The following is a 16,569-nucleotide window of genomic DNA, read 5'->3' as shown; positions in this document are numbered from 1 at the left end:
TCCCAACATCAGCTTCTGAACTGCACAAACTCAGAGAATCACGCCGCTGCATCTGGTTGAGCCCCGGAGAGCAGCCCATACGCGTAGACGGTCTTCAGCAGCGTCGAGTCCCGCAACGCTGACAACGCTCCCTTGCGGTGGCGAAGTCGCGCCTGATCTACCAAGCCATCGGCGGCATCGAAGAGCTCTTGAACCTCGTCATAGCTCAGCGGGCGCCGTCCCGGCCGCCCCTCAAACTCGTTGACGTGACGCACGGTGTTCCAGTCATGCAGGATCTGTGCCGGGGCCTGCCCGAACCGCTCAGCGCACAAAGACGCCCATCCATATCGCGTGTCAGTAACGAAGTCGCCGAACAACCGCAATGCGTTTTGGTATCCCCGTACCGTCGAGTCAGCTTTTGGCTCCGCACCGGAAAGCAGTTGGGAGAAAAACGCATCCGCGTCATCTGCTTGCCACTGCCAGGGATACGTCCCGGTGAACTCGGCGAAACGGCGCACCACGCTCGCCCGCGCCTGCACCGTCGGTGGCTTGCACACCCGGGCTCGCTGCTGATCAGCCCAGCCAGACAGCATCGCGGTGAAGACCGTGGCTTCTGGATCCAACGGAAGCACTTTCGACACCAGCGACAGCGCTGCTGACCCCGGCAACTCGACGCCCACCATCCTGTTGTACTAGATGCGACAATGATGCGCCAGACGTAAGTGTCGAGACAGCACCCTTTCTGAGGTGTGATCCGATGTCCGCGGGACGCGCTTTACTGGGCGCTATACTCGCTCTCAACCGAGCAATTATGTTGCAGCAGATGCAATTCCGCTCGTCCTGCGGCAGAAGTGAGTACGGTGCATCGACCCGCAAGTGCACTGAACTAGTCCGACAAGCACCCTGTTGGCGCCAAGCGTCGCCTCACACCGCCCACAGCGCCCCGGCCAGGGTTCTTCCCAGCCCCGAGCAGTGCGCCGCAGCCGCATACGGTGAAGCAATCCGGCCGACGTGCGGGCCCGTCTTAGCCAGCGTGATACCCGGGGCCAACATCGTCGCCGTCTACTGGGCGATGCATACCGCCGTCTATCGGCTGGATCGCATCCACCCCGTTCCCACAGCAGCGCAGCACGACCGGCAGTACTCGCCGGCTAAATCACCAACAGTGCTTACACCCTCACCACAACATCGGCATATCACCGAGGCGCGCCGCCTCCACTGCGGCCCGATCCCAGCCGCGTTCCCGCAACACCGTGTGCAACGCGACCGAGCGCTCCCGCCGAGCCCATAACCCATCACTGGGAATCGACCTGCGGCCTCCTCCGCGCCGCATCCGGGCCATTCGTCGCATATTTTCACTCTGAGTGCCGATTACCACATGCTGGAATGTCGCCTCGGCCGCACAGACTTTCACGCACAGCGGGCTATCGCACTCGTGCAGGCCCAACTCGTCTGGCTGAAGGAGCACACTGAGTCGACGCGCCAGCGCGTACCGGTGCGGCCGCACGCAAATCCCTTTACCCCCACGGTAAATGAAGAACCGGCCATATCCGTCTTTACCGATAGCCCCCGTGAAAAAATCGCAGTCGTCAGCGCCGGGTCCTTGCACCACGTCGGAGTCAAAGCGCCGGCATTCGTCGGCGTGCACAACAGGATCGACCCACAGCGGCATCCCCAGATGAACACGCACGCGCCCACGCTAAACCCGGCCACCGACACCTTCGTCATGCGCCGCAGCGCCATTCGCACCTAGTGCTTGCGCCGCCGCGCCATCGTCATGCGCAGTAACGCCGTTCGCACCTAGTGCCAACGGCGCCGCGCCAGGGGCCGCCGCGCCGTTGCCCTCACCTAGTGCTTGCACCGCCGCGCCAGTGTGCGCGCTCGCCGCCTTTAACATCATCCGAACGCTACCGACTTTGACCCCAGCCAATTCCGCTATCGCCGCGAGTGATTCGCCGCGACCCTGCATTCGAGCCACCGCGATGCCGCCGGCCTGGCGGTGCGTGTGCCGACGCCGCTCTGCCTCTGCCCGAATCTCGAGGATGCGAGTTGCCTCCCACTCCTCCACGGCCGCCAGGCGACCCAGCTCAACGAGTAACGACGCCGCGTCATCGACGTTTTGCCGCTCGCACTCCACGCGTGCCTCGTTCGCTCTAAGCTGCGCCTCGCGAACCCGCCTACGCGCCGCTGATTTCGAGTTGATCGTTCCCATCGCCGCACCATACGACGAACCGGCTGTCCCGCTCTACCACACTGACCAACATCAGTGCGTCCACATTTGTCCACCACCAATGTTTCCCGATCCCCCAGTCCCACAACATAAGCCGATCCCACCCTCATGCACCACACACCAATGACCACCGGCATCAACCGTTCTGAACCACCCCAGACACCACACACCTCTTGCATTAAGGTCACAGTTTCCTAAGAACCGCCTGATCTGTGTAGGACAGATCTGCGGTGTCGTCTCTAACGTGCGCCTCGAAAGGGATTGCACTGCAGTGACGATGACTAGCCACAAGCTCACCGCCGGAGACGGTTACCAGTACCTGATCCGGCAAGTCGCTGCTGTCGACACCACCGCGCGCGGCCGGGCCCCGCTGATCGACTACTACTCGACCAAAGGCGAATCTCCGGGCCGATGGGTGGGATCGGGTCTGGCATCGCTGTCCTCGACAAGGGCACGTCCGGTGCCCCCCGAAGACCTCGCGAAAGTTTGGGCCGTACCGGTTGATTCGCCGGTCACCGAGGCCCAAATGAAGGCCCTGTTCGGGGAAGGCTTGCACCCCAACGCCGATGCGATCACCAAGTATGTCGCCGAATGCGGCGTGCGCGGCCTCGCGGCCGCCGAAGCCGCCAAACTGGGCCGCAAGTTCCATATCCGCGACAGCGAAACCACCTTTGTGCGCGCCCTGGCAGTGGCCTACCGCGATCACAACGAAGAAGCCGGCCTGCACTGGAACGCGCCCATCGCCGCGCCCACGCGCGCCGCGATCCGCACCGTTGTCGCGCGCCGAATGTTCGCTGAGCAGTACAAGCGCGCGCCCGCCGACGATCGCGAACTCAGTGGGTTTATCGCGCGGGAAACTCGCGCGCGCACGACCGCGGTCGCCGGCTACGACTTGACGTTTTCGCCCGTGAAGTCAGTGTCGACGCTGTGGGCGATCGCACCGCGCGCCGTCGCAACAGTGGTAGAGGAATGTCACGACGTAGCGGTCGGTGATGCGCTGGCGTGGCTAGAAACTCACGCCGCATTTACCCGTTCAGGTAAGGGTGGTGTCGCCCAGGTCGACACCACCGGGCTGCTCGGGGCGGCGTTCACCCACCGCGATTCACGCGCTGGCGATCCTGATCTGCACACCCATGTCGCGATCTCCAACAAGGTCGCCACGGTGGGCCCTGACGGTGTGTTGCGTTGGCTGGCGCTTGACGGGCAGCCTGTGCACCAGTTCACCGTGGCCGCCTCCGAGCTGTACAACACGCGCCTGGAAGCCCACCTTGGACAGCGACTGCAGCTGCGGTTCGCTGATGTGGTCGGCGAGGGCCGCGGCAAGAGGCCGGTGCGTGAAATCGTGGGAATCTCAGTCGAGCTGATGGCCGCGTGGTCGTCGCGGCGGCTGGCCATCGAAGCCCGCACCGCCGATCTGGCCAAGCAGTTTCAAGCCGCCCACGGCCGCGAGCCGACCCACGTGGAAACCATCGCGTTGGCTCAACAAGCGACCCTAGAGACCCGCGAAGCCAAACACGAACCCCGATCATTCGCCGAGCAGCGCCACATGTGGCGCGGCCAAGCGATCGAGGTGCTCGGCGCTGTGCGGGAGCTGACCGCGATGCTGGGCACCGTCTTGTCCGCGCCGGCGCCCCAAATCGATGCTGTCGATGACGACTGGATCACCGCGCGCGCTGCCCAAGTCATCGCCACGGTTGCCCGGTCCCGCGCGACCTGGCAACGCCACCACGTGTTCGCCGAGGCGCAGCGCCTCGTTCGTGGCAGCGGGCACGCCGCCGACGAGACGCTGGCCGACAAGATCACCGAGACTGCTTTGGCCGAGCCGCTGTCGGTTCAGCACATCGATATCGACGACGGTGAAATGGGAGAACCTGCGCAGCTGCGTCGCCGCGATGGAACCAGCGTGCATAGCCGCCACGGCAGCGCTACCTACACCTCTCAGGAGCTGCTGGCCGCTGAGCGACGCATCGTTGCTGCCGCCCTCCGACGCGGCGGGCGCACGGTCGAGGACATCGATATCGAGCTGGCGCTGGCAGACTCGGCCGCACGCGATAAGCAACTCAACGAGGGCCAGGTCGCACTGGTCCGGGAAATGGCAAGCAGCGGGCGCCGAGTGGCGTTGGCGCTGGCCCCGGCCGGTACCGGGAAGACCACGGCGATGGCCGCGCTGTCGCATGCGTGGCGCTCCTCGGGCGCGACCATCGTCGGCTTAGCCCCCACCGCGGCGGCAGCCATCGAACTGGGTGAGGATCTGTCGGCCCCGACCGACACCATCGCCAAATACGTCTGGTCGGCCGACCCGGCCAGCGGGTCGAGTCGCTCTGCCCCACCGCCATGGTTCACCAACGTCGGACGCGACACGCTCATCATCATCGACGAGGCCGGCAAAGCCGGAACGCTCGAACTTGATGCGGTGATCACCCACGCCTTAGCCCGTGGCGCCAGCATCCGGCTGGTCGGTGATGACTGCCAACTCGCGTCGATCTCAGCCGGTGGCGTGCTGCGCAACATCGCCCACAAGACCGATTCACTGACGCTGTCTCAGTTGGTTCGCTTTGGCTCCACCGCCGAAAGCGCAGCGACCCTGGCGATCCGCAGAGGAGACCCCTCTGGACTCGGGTTTTACATCGACCACCAGCGTGTGCACGTCGGTGCCGATCAGACCGCCGCCGACATGGCCTACACCGCGTGGGCCGCCGACCTCGACGCGGGCCGCGATTCCCTCCTGTTAGCACCCACCAACGCCATCGTCGATACCCTCAACGCCCGAGCCCGACTCGATCGCCTCGCCGCGGCTGACCCGGCAACACGGCGCGGCCACGAAATCACCCTTTCTGATCGGCTTGCCGCCTCTCCCGGCGACCTTATTCGCACCCGCCGCAATGCCCGCCGGCTGCGCTTGAGCCCCACCGATTACGTGCGCAACGGCTACCGCTTCCAAATCCTGGAAATCCACCGAAACGGCAGCATCAAAGCCCGCCACCTCGGCAGCGGCCAAACAGTGCGCCTCCCCGCCCACTACGTCATAAAGCACGTCACCCTCGGCTATGCGGCAACCATTGACTCCGCACAAGGACTCACCGCCGGACACGCCTGCCACATCGTCGGTGCCGGGAGTCTCACTCGCCAACTGCTCTACGTGGCATTAACTCGCGGCCGCATCGAAAACCACATCTATCTATCCACCGCGGAATCCGACCCGCACCGGGTGTTGTCGCCCAAAGCAACTCACCCCGAAACGGCCGTCGATGTCCTGACCAAAACGCTGTCACGCGACGGCGCACAAGTCTCGGCCACCAGTGCCGCACGCGAAGCCCGCGACCCCTTCGTGCGGTTGGGCCCGGCCGCGGCGATGTACTACAACGCCTTGGGCGACGCCGCCCAGGCCCTGGCTTCCCCGGCCCTGCTGGCCCAACTGCACATCACCGCCGATCAGCTCTATCCAGGGTTGACCCGCGCCGAAGCATGGCCAGTGCTCTGCAAACACTTGGCGATCATCGGCGCCGACGGGCGCGACCCGTTCGCCACACTGACCGAGGCCGCCAGCGTAGGCGAGCTTTTCAGTGCCCACGATCCCGCCGCGGTGCTCGACTGGCGCATCGACCCCACCGGCGGACACTCTGCCGGTATCGGGCCGCTGCGCTGGCTGCCCGCCACTCCCACTTTGCTGGCCAACGACCCCGCATGGGAGAACTGCCTGACCGGTCGCGCCGTGCTGGTTGCCGAGCTGGCAGACCAGATCCGTGAAACCGTCACCCACCAATGGACACCGGCGACCGCGCCGGCCTGGGCCAAACCCGTGCTGGCCGCCAACCCCCAACTCGCCGCCGAAATCGCGGTCTTCCGCGCCGCCCACAACGTGGTTGCCGAAGACACCACCCTGCTCGGCCCACCCCAATACGCCGTGCGCGCCCGCACCATCCAAAAACTCCTCGAAAACCGGGCTCAAGCGGTGGTGCGCACCCAAAGCCCGCATGCTCGCCGCTTTGAGCAGCTGATCGACTCCATCGATCCGCGCATCCGCGCCGACGGGTACTGGCCCCAACTGGCCGCCCACCTCGCCCAAGCCGCCACCAGCCGGCCCGACCTGCCCGGCCTCGTTCGCGCGGCCGCCATCCAACGTCCGCTCCCCGACGAGCTGCCCGCCGCCGCGCTGTGGTGGCGTCTTGCCGCCGAACTCACGCCCGCGGCCACCGTCGATGCCCCCCACACCGGCCTGCGCCCTGCCTGGATCGCTGACTTGCACAACGTCTTTGGGTCAGCAACCGCGCAATCCATCGTCGCCGATCCCGCCTGGCCCGGCCTCGTCTCAGCTGTCAATGCCGCCGACCCCACCCGCTGGACCCCCGCCGACCTTCTTCACGTCGCCGCCGAGCACCTGGCCGACGTCGACCCCGACCACACCATCCCCGCCTACCAATACGCCCGCACCATCACCTACACCGTCGACCTGATCGGCGGCCACCACGACCACGCCGACCACCCGCTACCCGAACAACCCCCACTGCACCCCGAGGAAGAAGAACAACTTCCCCCCGACCCCCACGCAACCAGGATTGACATGCCTGCCACCGACCTGTCTACGCAACCGTGGCACCCCGAACTCGTTGAGCCCGACCCGACCAACACCCCGCTTGAGACCGCCGACGAACTCGCCGGCCTGGACTTCGACGACCTCCCCCGCCACCGCGTGGCACCCCCGCCACTGCCGGCCGCTCTGCTTGACCTCACCAGCTTGCGGACCCAATACCAGCAGGCGCTGGCCGACCATCAGGCCCTGCATGCCCGCGCCGCAATTGGTGACGGACCGGCAATGCGCCAAGCCACCCCGCGCATCCGCGAACTGCGCCAGCGCGCCGACGCCGACCGCCCCTACTTGATCGCCGTTCACGACGTGACCGCCGAATGGGCCGACGCCGAAGCCGAATACGAGACAGCGCTAAGCCATGTCGACTGGGCGCGCAACCAGCTCGACGAGCTGCAGGCTCAACCTGACGTCGACCCACTTGACATCGCCTCGGCCAAACTCGATGTCCAACTGCGACTCATGGCACTCCCCGACACTGCGCCCGCCGAGCGCTATCAGGCTGCGCTTCGCGAAGCACTCGCGGCGCGTGCAAAGGCCGCCGGCGGCGCGGACCGCGTCATCAGCGGTGACGACGTCGACAACGTCATCGCCGAAGCACGATCCGAAGACGATCGCGCCGTGCTGGCCGCCCGCCGGCGCTCCAGCCAGCTGCGCCGTGACCTTGACCGCGCAGAACTGGCTGCCGCCGCCGCGTTCGCGGCCGCCGAAACCCGTTCGGCCGAGCACATCACCGCCCAACTCGGCCAACTGGCCATCGAGCTACGCGTGCTCGAAGCCGCCAGCCGCTTCCAACCGCACCGCCCCCTCAGCCTTGCCAACAGTGCCGCCGCCGACCTCTCCCCCGCCATAGCCGCCGCCATCACCAGCACCGCAAGGCTGCCCTTCGCCGTCACGGTCGTGCACGCCCAACCCTCGCCCGAGCGCCGCGCCGCCCTGCACACCCTGCACAGCGCGGCTGCAGCCTCCGAACGAAAGATCCTGTGGTGCAGCCCTACTCGCGAACAAGCCGAGGACGCCGTGACCAACGAGCTCGCCGACACCGCTGCCACCATCACCGAAACCCACGCCACCATCACCAACAAAAAGTCGCAGTCGCCGTTACCCCCCGGCAGTCTCATCATCATCGACGACGCCGCCAGCGCCGACCCTGCAATAATCGCCGACCTCGCCGAACACGCCGCGGCCAACCAGTCCGGCCTTGTCCTGCTCGACACGACCGGCCAAACGTGGCCACCCAAGCCTGCCCAGCGGCTCCTGCGACTCGTCGCCACCGAATTACCCTGGACGACAACCATCGGCGCGCCCCCAACGTCGGCTGTCATCAACCGCGGGACCCCGCCCGACCTCGACCCCGCGCTCACCCAGGCAGGGCGCCTGCACCCAGCCATACTCGACGAGCGACTGCGCGACAGCCTCGCACGCGCCGCCCAGCTCCACGCCACCATCCACGCCGCCTACCAGCGACACCTTGAGGCCACCTGGCTTCGCGAACGCGGCCCCCACGCCAAGCAACAATCTCCAGAAATCGGCATCACCGATGACTGAGTGATCTGCTTAGAACAGGGATCCGTTCCGTTCGGGGTCTCTCGCAGCCAAATTACCGACTCGTCGTCGTCCCCACCGTGCTACGACGCGCGGACGTGGGCAACCGGTTTTGTCGCCGCTCGGCGACGACGCGATAAATAGTTGAGCCAACCACAACCAATTCGGTGTTATACTTGATTTGAGAACAACTATTTCTGGAGGCAACCGTGCGTCTTGGCGGAATATCGGAGGTGGCCGAGGAGCTCGGCGTGAGCACTCAGCGCATCGCGACACTGCGGCAGCGAAACGACTTCCCCGACGCGGTGGGGGAGATTGCGCAGGGCCCTATCTGGGACCTCGATGTTGTCGCTGGATGGAACAGCTCAGGCCTCCGTCAGACCAAGGCCGGCAGGCCGAAGTCGGACGAGAAGACCCGCACGCTGGGTGGGCGATTCCTGCTGGAACACGCTCGGATCGGTGGTGGCGGCTTCGCCGACGTCTTCCGTGCCACCGACCGCAAGACCAGCGAACTGGTCGCCGTCAAAGTGCTGAAGGACACCGTCGCGGTTGACCCCGAAGCCATCAAGAGGTTTCGGCGTGAGCTTCGGCTCCTCGAAGACCTGCACCACCCCAACGTTATTTCGGTGCTTGCCCACGGCGAGACCGACGACGACAACATCTGGTATGCGATGCCGTTGGCGCAGGGCAGCCTGACCGACTACGTCGACACGGTGGGCGGCCAAGCGCGATTGATCGTCGACATCATGCGTCAGATCTGCACGGGGCTCGGTTACGTCCATGATCGGGGCATCTATCACCGAGATCTCAAGCCGGCCAACGTTTTGCGGCTGAGCAACGGCGATTGGGCGGTATCGGATTTCGGGCTTGCCGTTGAGGCCGAGCGGCACACCGACCCGCTGACCTCAACGCTGCGACAAGGGTTGGGCACGTGGGTCTACACAGCACCGGAGCAGTGGCAACGGGCCCGAAGCGCCGACCACCGTTCCGACATCTACGGTCTGGGCAAGATCCTGCAGGAGCTCGTGACTCAGGACTTCCCAGTGAACAACGAGGTGGAGCCCGGCCCGCTGCGACCTGTCATCGAGACCGCGATCGCCAACTCGCCTGATCGCCGTTACCAGTCGATCGAGCACTTCATGAATGCACTCGAGCGTGCTGTTGATGCACACGAGGAATACGTGGCCAACGAGTCGAAGGAAGAGGCAGCGGAGCGCCTGCAGGACCGCATGCGCAGTCCGTCGGTCGCCGACGCGGACTTGATCGAGATGATCGAGTGGGCAGCCGCGTTGGATGAGTCCAGCCACGACGACATGCACGTGCTGACCCGAGTGCTGCCCTGGTGCACTCGAGGGTCCGTCAAATTCCTCTGGAGCGAACAGCGGGGCGCGTTCCAGCGCGTCTACCAGCGGTTCACCGACTTTCTGAGGCATGGGAACTTCTCGTTCGAGTACTGCGACGTGCTGGCTGACTTCACCCGCATTGTCGTGGCCGAGACGAAGGACTCCAGCGTGATGCGGATGAGCGTGGGCGCGCTCGCGTCGCTGGGGCCCCGCCACAACCGGTGGCACGTGCGTGACGTCCTGGTCAAGATCCTGCAGGAGGTCAAGTCTGACGAGATGGCCTCGGCAGCAGTGGAAGCGTTGCGGGCGGCCGACGCCGATGACGTCGAGTGGTCGATCAGCGATTTCGCGATCCGCACGCTGCCCCCCGCGATCCGTAGCGGCGTCGAGAAGCTGCGGCCTCCGAAGAGTTCCGCATCCTGAACCAGATCGCCTTGCCGACAACGTTTTCCACAAAAGGGGTAGCTTTATGAAAATCGACCAGTACGTCACCCTGCGACCCACCGTGACGGGCAATGCGTCCTTGCGCGAGCCGCAGATCGAGGCATACGAAACGCTCACCGGGCACGACTTCGACGCTCCCGAGGGCCGCGAAGTCTCCGTCGTGCTGCCGGTGGGCTGCGGGAAGTCAGGCCTCCTGGCTCTCACGCCGTTCGCCGCACAGTCTCACCGCGCACTGCTGGTCGCACCGAACCTCAAGATCGCCGACCAGCTGCTGAAGGATCTGACACCTAGCGACCCGAAGTTCTTCTACCTTAAGCGCAAAGTGTTGGACTCCGCGCCGTTCCCAGAGCCCGCAGAAATCCGAGGCACGTCGACCAACGTCACCGATCTCGAAGTGGCTGACATCGTGGTGACGAATATTCATCAGCTCCAGCGAGCCGAAAACACCTGGCTTGCAAAGCTTCCTGCCGACTTCTTCGATCTGATCATGTTCGACGAAGGCCATCACAACGTGGCCGAGAGCTGGGACACTCTGCGGCGGCACTTCCCGGACGCACGCATCGTGAACGTGAGCGCCACCCCCGGTCGTGCCGACGGGCGAATCATGGCCGGTGAAATCATCTACAGCTACCCCATCTCTCGCGCGGTGGAGAAGGGATACGTCAAGCGCATCAACGGCTACCGCCTCAACCCGACCACGCTGCACTACGTCCGGCGCCCTGACGACAACACCGAAGTCGAGGTGTCCTTGGAAGAGGTCCGCCGCCTCGGCGAGCGCGACGCAGGCTTCCGGCGCAGCGTCGTGAGCTCAGACGCCACCCTCACCACCATCGCCGAGGCCTCCCGCCAGAAATTGTTCGAGCTGCGGGAAAAGACCGGCGAGGCCAGGCTTAAGATCATTGCGGCGGCGTTGAACATGGAGCACTGCAAACAGGTCGTCGCCAAGTTCCGCGAACTGGGGCTCCGCGCCGACTTCGTTCACAGCCTGATCGAAGGCAAGAGCAAAGCGAACGAGCGAGTTTACCAGCGGTTGGAGAACCACGAACTCGACGTGATCGTACAGGTGCGCAAACTCGGTGAAGGATACGACCACCCGTATCTCAGCGTCGCCGCTGTCTTCAGCATCTTCAACAACCTCAGCCCTTTCATGCAGTTCGTGGGGCGCATCATGCGGGTGATTCCAGATGTTGACCCCTTCGATGCCGTCAACGATGGCGTCGTCGTTTTTCACGTCGGCGGCAACATCACCGGGGTCTGGAACGACTTCCAGGAGTTCGCCGAAGCAGACCAAGAGTTCTTCGCGCAGCTCATCGACGAGACCGTTGTTGAACCCCTGCCCACTCGCGAACCCCCACCTGGAGGTGGCCAGAACGCTCCGCTGCCGGTGATCACTGGCCAGGCCGACATCCAACTCGAAAACCTGACCCTGATCGCCCTCAGCGCCGACCCAGATGTTGCGCAGGCCCTGACCGTGCTCAAGGAAAAGGGTATCGACACCGGAGTCAAATTCGATCAGCTACAACGCGTCCAGCCCACCAAACAACAGACACGTCGATCCAAAAAGACCCTGCTCGACGATTTGGTGAAGAACGAGGCTGGCAAGTTTCTGGCCAAACACAGCCTCAATCGCGTTGGCCGCGAGCTGGACCGCACCCGGGAGAACTTCGTCACCGTGAAATCGGCCATCGACAGGCGGATCAAGACAATGGTTCCCAGCGGTGCCACCAATAGGAAGGATTACACCGCGGACGACTGCGACTACCTCATCGCGCGGTTGCCTCAGATCGTTGCTGCGGTCGAGGAGGAACTGCGACATGGGTAAGCCCCGCTCACTGCTGCGAACGCTGTCGATTGGCACGGCAGGACGACGGCACCCGTGTCGGTCAGACAAAAACCACGTGCTCAATAAGGGCGACCCGATACTTATCGTCAAGGTCGACCGTGACACTGCCCACTACTGCAGCGATTGCGCTCGAACGTTCATCAACACCGCCCGACAACAGCTGTCTGCCCTTGAAGAAGAGCTCGGGCGAACAACCCCGCCAAGCAGCTGACATCCAGAGTCGCACTCAGGATCCCGTCCACCTCTCTAATCGTCGGGGACAGCCTTACAGACCTCCGATGGTTCTGGCGTGCCAAGGCGGTAGTCCGTGATGTCGGGCTCGTCGACCACAGGTCCCATCGCAGTCGCGACTCTCGGCAGCGCGGAAAGCATTGTGAGAGCGTCGAAGCGGTCACGGTCGCGACTCATATCGTCGTAGACGATCTGAAGGTCCGAGGTGGGCAGTTGTTGCTGCAGTTCTTCGAAGGCTGCGGCTGCCGCGCCCGGCTCGGGCAGGCCCGACCGGACTACCCAGACATCTAGATCGCCAGGTGTGATAGCGGATGCAGCCAAGTGCGAGGTAGTCGATGAACGTCGCACCGACGAGCTCACGGCCGGCGACCACCACGAGGCCATGCTGACCCACGTCCACCTGGACAGCATCCCCAGCATCAGTGTGGCCTACAACGATCCGCATTTCAGCGCCCACGATGGGCTTAGGGCGTGACGAGCTCAAAGGCCGCCAGGACGTCGGTGAGGGCAGCGTCCATGTCTGCCAGCGTGATTGTGCTAATGCTGCTCAGGTCGGCGGTGAGCAAGTCCACCGTCGGGTCCGCTGCGATGCGGGCTTTGGCTTTGCGCAGGGCTTGTTCAATGACGGTTCGGGCGAACCGGCCGTTGGCGGCGACATCGATGAGCATGTGTGGTTCACCGGGGCGTGTACTTGGCGTGTTGCATAGCCACTCAGCGTTGCTGCTGAAGCGCGAAAGAGCGGAGGGTTCGATGGCCACATGGAACCGCGCTGCGAACAGCTCAGCGATCCGTACCAGGTCGTCGGTGTCGCAGGAGGTGAATTCGAGCTGGAACGGGAACCGTGACCGCAGTCCCGGGTTAGCGCTCAAAAGCCGGTTCATTGGGCTGGCGTAGCCAGCCATGGCGATCATTGTGTCGTGGCGATGGTCTTCTGCCCACTTCATGATGACGTCAACGGCGATGTGGCCGAAATCGCGCTCATTATCCGGTTTGTAGAGTTCGGGTGCCTCGTCGATGAACAGTGCACAGCCTTTGGCAGCTTGCAAGATCGCTGATGTTTTCTTCTCGGTGCCACCGATGTGCTCGTCGACAAGATCCTTGCGGGAGACTTCGATGAATTCTGGCGATTCGAGGATGCCCAGGCCGAAATACATCTCGCAAATCAGCCGTGCTATCGAGGTTTTCGCGGTCCCCGGCGGGCCGACCAGAGTCATGTGCAAGGTGTCGCGCTCACCGATCTGGACGCCGCGCTCGGCCATCTTCTGGTCGTAGACCTTGACGAACTTGAGTTCCTTGACATGCTCTTTGACGCGGCGGAGCCCAATGAATTCGTCGAGTTCGCGTTCGGCGCGCTCCAGCACACGTACGGCTTCCTTGCGTTGCCGGGCTCTGCGCAGGTCGGCCACGCTCGGTCCAGAATCCGGGTCCCACCGATTGGACCGGGCGGCAATCACGTCTGGGGTCGTGACGGTGACGCCGTAGCCGGGGTCATCGAGCGCGGCGGCGGCGTCCGGGCGCAGTTGACCGTCTACGCTGGCTGCGCTGAACTCTTTGCGGGCGGCGGCCTCGTCCCCCAACGCGCGGTGGCACAAGCCGCGATATACGGCCGCCTCGGCCAGCAGGTGCGAGGTATCGATGCCGCTCTGGTCGAGCTTGGCCTGGTCGGCCTGCGTCACGACGGATGTCAATGTGGCCAGCGCCGCCTCGAACTGTCCCAGCCCGGTTTGGGCGATTCCTTTGAGCAGCCGTGTGGCGGCCTCCACGATTCCACCGCTGCTCGACGAGGCCTGCGAGGTCCACGTCAACAAGTCTGGCCAGCGGCGCGTCAGGAAAAACATTGTGGCCCCGATGAACCGGTGTATCTGCGCTTGCGCGGGCTCGACGGTGAGGTCAACCCCGTCGAGGATCTTTTCGGCCTGGTCGTAGTCGCCTTGGCTAACAAGTGTCGCCGCGTAGGCGATGGTGATCCCGGTCGGAGTGTGCGGGTAAAGGTCAATGAGGAATGGCGTAGACACGGTTGGCGCTAGCGCAGAATCTGCCAGGCCAATCCGACGCGTTTCGCGATGCAAAGTCGATAGCGCATCATATGCGCCGCGCATGGTGTTAAGGCTGACGTCGCCAGCAACCGCCAACCCCATCCACGCGTCGCACATGCCGGGATCCATGTCGGTGGCCTGCGTGAAGGCTTCGCGCGCTCCCGCGTGATCGGCCACGGGCCCACCGAAGCCCAGGCGGCTAATCCCGATGTCGAAATAGTCACGGGCACTCACTGGTGATAGTCCCTTGCTCGTGGTCGAGGTGGTGACGGAAATTCTACGGGCGACTCAGACAGCTCGAACGATCGCTGCTGCTCAGATGATGTATCTAGCGGCAGGCCGGGGTCCTCATCAGGGGTTGCCGACGGGGGCGCCTGGTGGCGACCCACGCCCTGGGCCGGGCGGCGCGGATGGCTCGGTAGCGATGGCAGCCCATCTGAGCCGGCCATCGGCGCCACCTCGCCTTGATCTGGTTCCCCTGGCTGGCCGTTGCTGAGGGCATTGGACGCCGCCAGGTGCGGGCTGGTGTCGCTGTCCGGGACGCCTTGTTGGGACCCGGGGTCTGAGCCGTTGCGGTGGTGGTGTCCGCGGATGTGCTGGACGGTCTTTTCGGTGATGACGGCGGGAATCACCACCTCTGGCGCGGCGGCCGCGGCGGCGCCTTCTGCCGCTGTGGCGCCGGCCCCCTCTGCTGCCGCAGCCGCGGCATGTCCACCTGCGGTCGCCGCGGCCTCGCTCGCCCCGGCCTTTTCTGCTGCCATCCGGGTGGTGGTGGCCCCGGTCGTCCGGGTCGCCGTGGTCTCCTCCTCACCGCGCATCCGGCTGGGCCGAGGTTTGACCGCATCGAACCCCGGCGTTGAGGTGTCGGCGTCGCCGTTAGAACCGTCATCGTCGCCGGCGCCATCGCTATCGCCGCGTCGCGCGACCCGTCGAAACAGCCCGCGCGCTTTGCGTCCCGCCTCGGCGTAATCGTTGTACTCATCGCGCACAGCGCCGCTTGTGGAGCACCACGCCCCAGTGATGTGGTGGGCGATCGTGCCCAAACTGTCTGTGTAGAAATGCTTGTCGATGTAATGGAACAAGAAGATGCCTACGACCGAACCCAGGCTCACCAACAACAGGCGCGGGACCGCGGTGGCGCCATGCCCCAGTTGCGGCGTGGTGAGCGCCCACCCCATCCCGACCGCACTCAACGCCAAAAAGACAGTGAAGATCATCATCTCGACGCCATGCAACAACACCTGCGAGACGCAGCGCACCGCGTATTTCTTGCCGCGCTGCCAACCGCTCATGCCGACCATCGCCGCGGGAACCACCACGATGCAGTAGTAGGTGGCTTTGGCACCGACCAGCAACGTGCTCACCCCGACGTACCAGATGAACAGGCCGATCCAAAACGCGGCGAACAAGAACACCAGCCCCAGCACAAAGTCGTTGGCCCCCAATTGTTGAGCGTGCGCCAAGGCTTGGGGAGCACCGCATCCGGCCATCGCGTGCGCCGGTCCAGGACCTTGGCTATGCGCGGCCAAGATGGCCTGGGACCAGGCCTGGCGGCAGGTGCCCACATCATCAACGACCATGCCGAAGTTCTGTAACTGTAGAGCTGGTCGCGCCGTCGAAGACACCAGCTGCGCCAGCAGGGCGTCGAGCTGGGTATCCAATGACTGGCCCGGAGCGTACGAACTCTGGCGGGCGTCCTGGGCGATCTGAAAGCCTGTCGCTCGACCCATGCCCAGCAGGCCGTGATCGCTGACTAGATCGTCAATGGGGTCACGAAAGACCGTCCACACCAATGCAGCTAGCACCGCGGCGGTGCCTAGCAGATTGCGGGCCTGGGCCGGCCGCCCTCGCTGTTGGTGATACCCCGCCAACACCACACAAACCGCGACCGCCAATGGCCCCAGCCACATCTGGTTGACGAGCATGTTCACTGTAGCGAAAACGGGGCGCCCGATTTGAACGAGGGCCAAGAGCCACGAGCTCGACATTGCAAATCGCAGAAGCCACAGCGCAATCCCGATAGCGAATACGACAAGAGCAGCTTCATTGGTCAGCCACCAGGCTGCGGTGGTATGCGCGATCGCGGTTTGGGTGGCTTTGACGATCCACGACCCCCACGATTCGGGATCGAACGCGCTGACGTGTTGGCCGTTGTTGAAGGTGGCTTCGGTGGTATCGACCATCGAGAGGAAGTAGTCAGCGATCGGCACGTTGTCCAAGTCATGCAGTCCCGTCCACCCCAGAGCAGCGGCACCCACCGCCGCCGAGGCTTTAGGTGCGGCCACCACCGCCCACAGACACAGCACGTAGACACCTGTCATCGCGCCGATCAC

Annotated in this window: 10 protein-coding genes; 4 read left to right on the top strand and 6 right to left on the bottom strand. The window is 64.4% G+C overall.

The window, feature by feature from the left end; all coding sequences use genetic code 11:
* Positions 1-38 precede the first annotated feature (38 nt).
* The 4 genes from AC0KS4_RS00270 to AC0KS4_RS00255 form a co-directional block, all read right to left on the bottom strand.
* Complete coding sequence (locus AC0KS4_RS00270) at positions 39-659, bottom strand: hypothetical protein (protein ID WP_225325865.1); 621 nt, start codon at positions 657-659, stop codon at positions 39-41.
* A gap of 244 nt (positions 660-903) precedes the next feature.
* Positions 904-1,032, bottom strand: a complete 129-nt coding sequence (locus tag AC0KS4_RS00265) for a hypothetical protein (RefSeq protein WP_256380170.1) — start codon at positions 1,030-1,032, stop codon at positions 904-906.
* Between the two features lie 124 nt (positions 1,033-1,156).
* Complete coding sequence (locus AC0KS4_RS00260; protein WP_225325864.1) at positions 1,157-1,669, bottom strand: hypothetical protein; 513 nt, start codon at positions 1,667-1,669, stop codon at positions 1,157-1,159.
* Positions 1,670-1,678: 9 nt separating this feature from the next.
* Positions 1,679-2,191: a hypothetical protein gene (locus tag AC0KS4_RS00255; RefSeq protein ID WP_007172179.1), complete on the bottom strand. Its 513-nt coding sequence runs from the start codon at positions 2,189-2,191 to the stop codon at positions 1,679-1,681.
* 295 nt (positions 2,192-2,486) lie between these two features.
* Here AC0KS4_RS00255 and mobF point away from each other — a divergent pair, with 295 nt between their 5' ends.
* The 4 genes from mobF (at position 2,487) to AC0KS4_RS00235 (ending at position 12,675) form a co-directional block, all read left to right on the top strand.
* On the top strand, positions 2,487-8,342 hold the full coding sequence (mobF, locus tag AC0KS4_RS00250; RefSeq protein ID WP_046182041.1) for a MobF family relaxase: 5,856 nt from the start codon (positions 2,487-2,489) through the stop codon (positions 8,340-8,342).
* Positions 8,343-8,590: 248 nt separating this feature from the next.
* The gene (locus AC0KS4_RS00245) at positions 8,591-10,105 is read left to right on the top strand and encodes a serine/threonine-protein kinase (protein ID WP_197083339.1); all 1,515 of its coding nucleotides are present in this window, start codon (positions 8,591-8,593) and stop codon (positions 10,103-10,105) included.
* Between the two features lie 46 nt (positions 10,106-10,151).
* Positions 10,152-11,948, top strand: a complete 1,797-nt coding sequence (locus tag AC0KS4_RS00240) for a DEAD/DEAH box helicase (RefSeq protein ID WP_007172175.1) — start codon at positions 10,152-10,154, stop codon at positions 11,946-11,948.
* Positions 11,949-12,501: 553 nt separating this feature from the next.
* A complete protein-coding gene (locus AC0KS4_RS00235) occupies positions 12,502-12,675 on the top strand; it encodes a hypothetical protein (RefSeq protein WP_154074410.1) in 174 nt (57 codons plus the stop codon).
* Here AC0KS4_RS00235 and AC0KS4_RS00230 read toward each other — a convergent pair.
* Complete coding sequence (locus AC0KS4_RS00230; protein ID WP_007172172.1) at positions 12,665-14,470, bottom strand: AAA family ATPase; 1,806 nt, start codon at positions 14,468-14,470, stop codon at positions 12,665-12,667. The genes AC0KS4_RS00235 and AC0KS4_RS00230 overlap by 11 nt on opposite strands.
* Positions 14,467-16,557: a hypothetical protein gene (locus AC0KS4_RS00225; RefSeq protein ID WP_139273186.1), complete on the bottom strand. Its 2,091-nt coding sequence runs from the start codon at positions 16,555-16,557 to the stop codon at positions 14,467-14,469. The genes AC0KS4_RS00230 and AC0KS4_RS00225 overlap by 4 nt, the downstream gene beginning before the upstream one ends.
* Positions 16,558-16,569: the final 12 nt, after the last annotated feature.

Source organism: Mycobacterium sp. NTMscope_MAC_12, assembly GCF_976985675.1.
This window is presented reverse-complemented; position numbering and strand designations above follow the sequence as displayed.

Excerpts from the sequence above, each read along its gene's own strand:
- AC0KS4_RS00265 (WP_256380170.1), bottom strand. The coding sequence starts at position 1,032 with ATGTTGGCCCCGGGTATCACGCTGGCTAAGACGGGCCCGCACGTCGGC.
- AC0KS4_RS00255 (WP_007172179.1), bottom strand. The coding sequence starts at position 2,191 with ATGGGAACGATCAACTCGAAATCAGCGGCGCGTAGGCGGGTTCGCGAG.
- mobF (WP_046182041.1), top strand. The coding sequence starts at position 2,487 with ATGACTAGCCACAAGCTCACCGCCGGAGACGGTTACCAGTACCTGATC.
- AC0KS4_RS00240 (WP_007172175.1), top strand. The coding sequence starts at position 10,152 with ATGAAAATCGACCAGTACGTCACCCTGCGACCCACCGTGACGGGCAAT.
- AC0KS4_RS00225 (WP_139273186.1), bottom strand. The coding sequence starts at position 16,557 with ATGACAGGTGTCTACGTGCTGTGTCTGTGGGCGGTGGTGGCCGCACCT.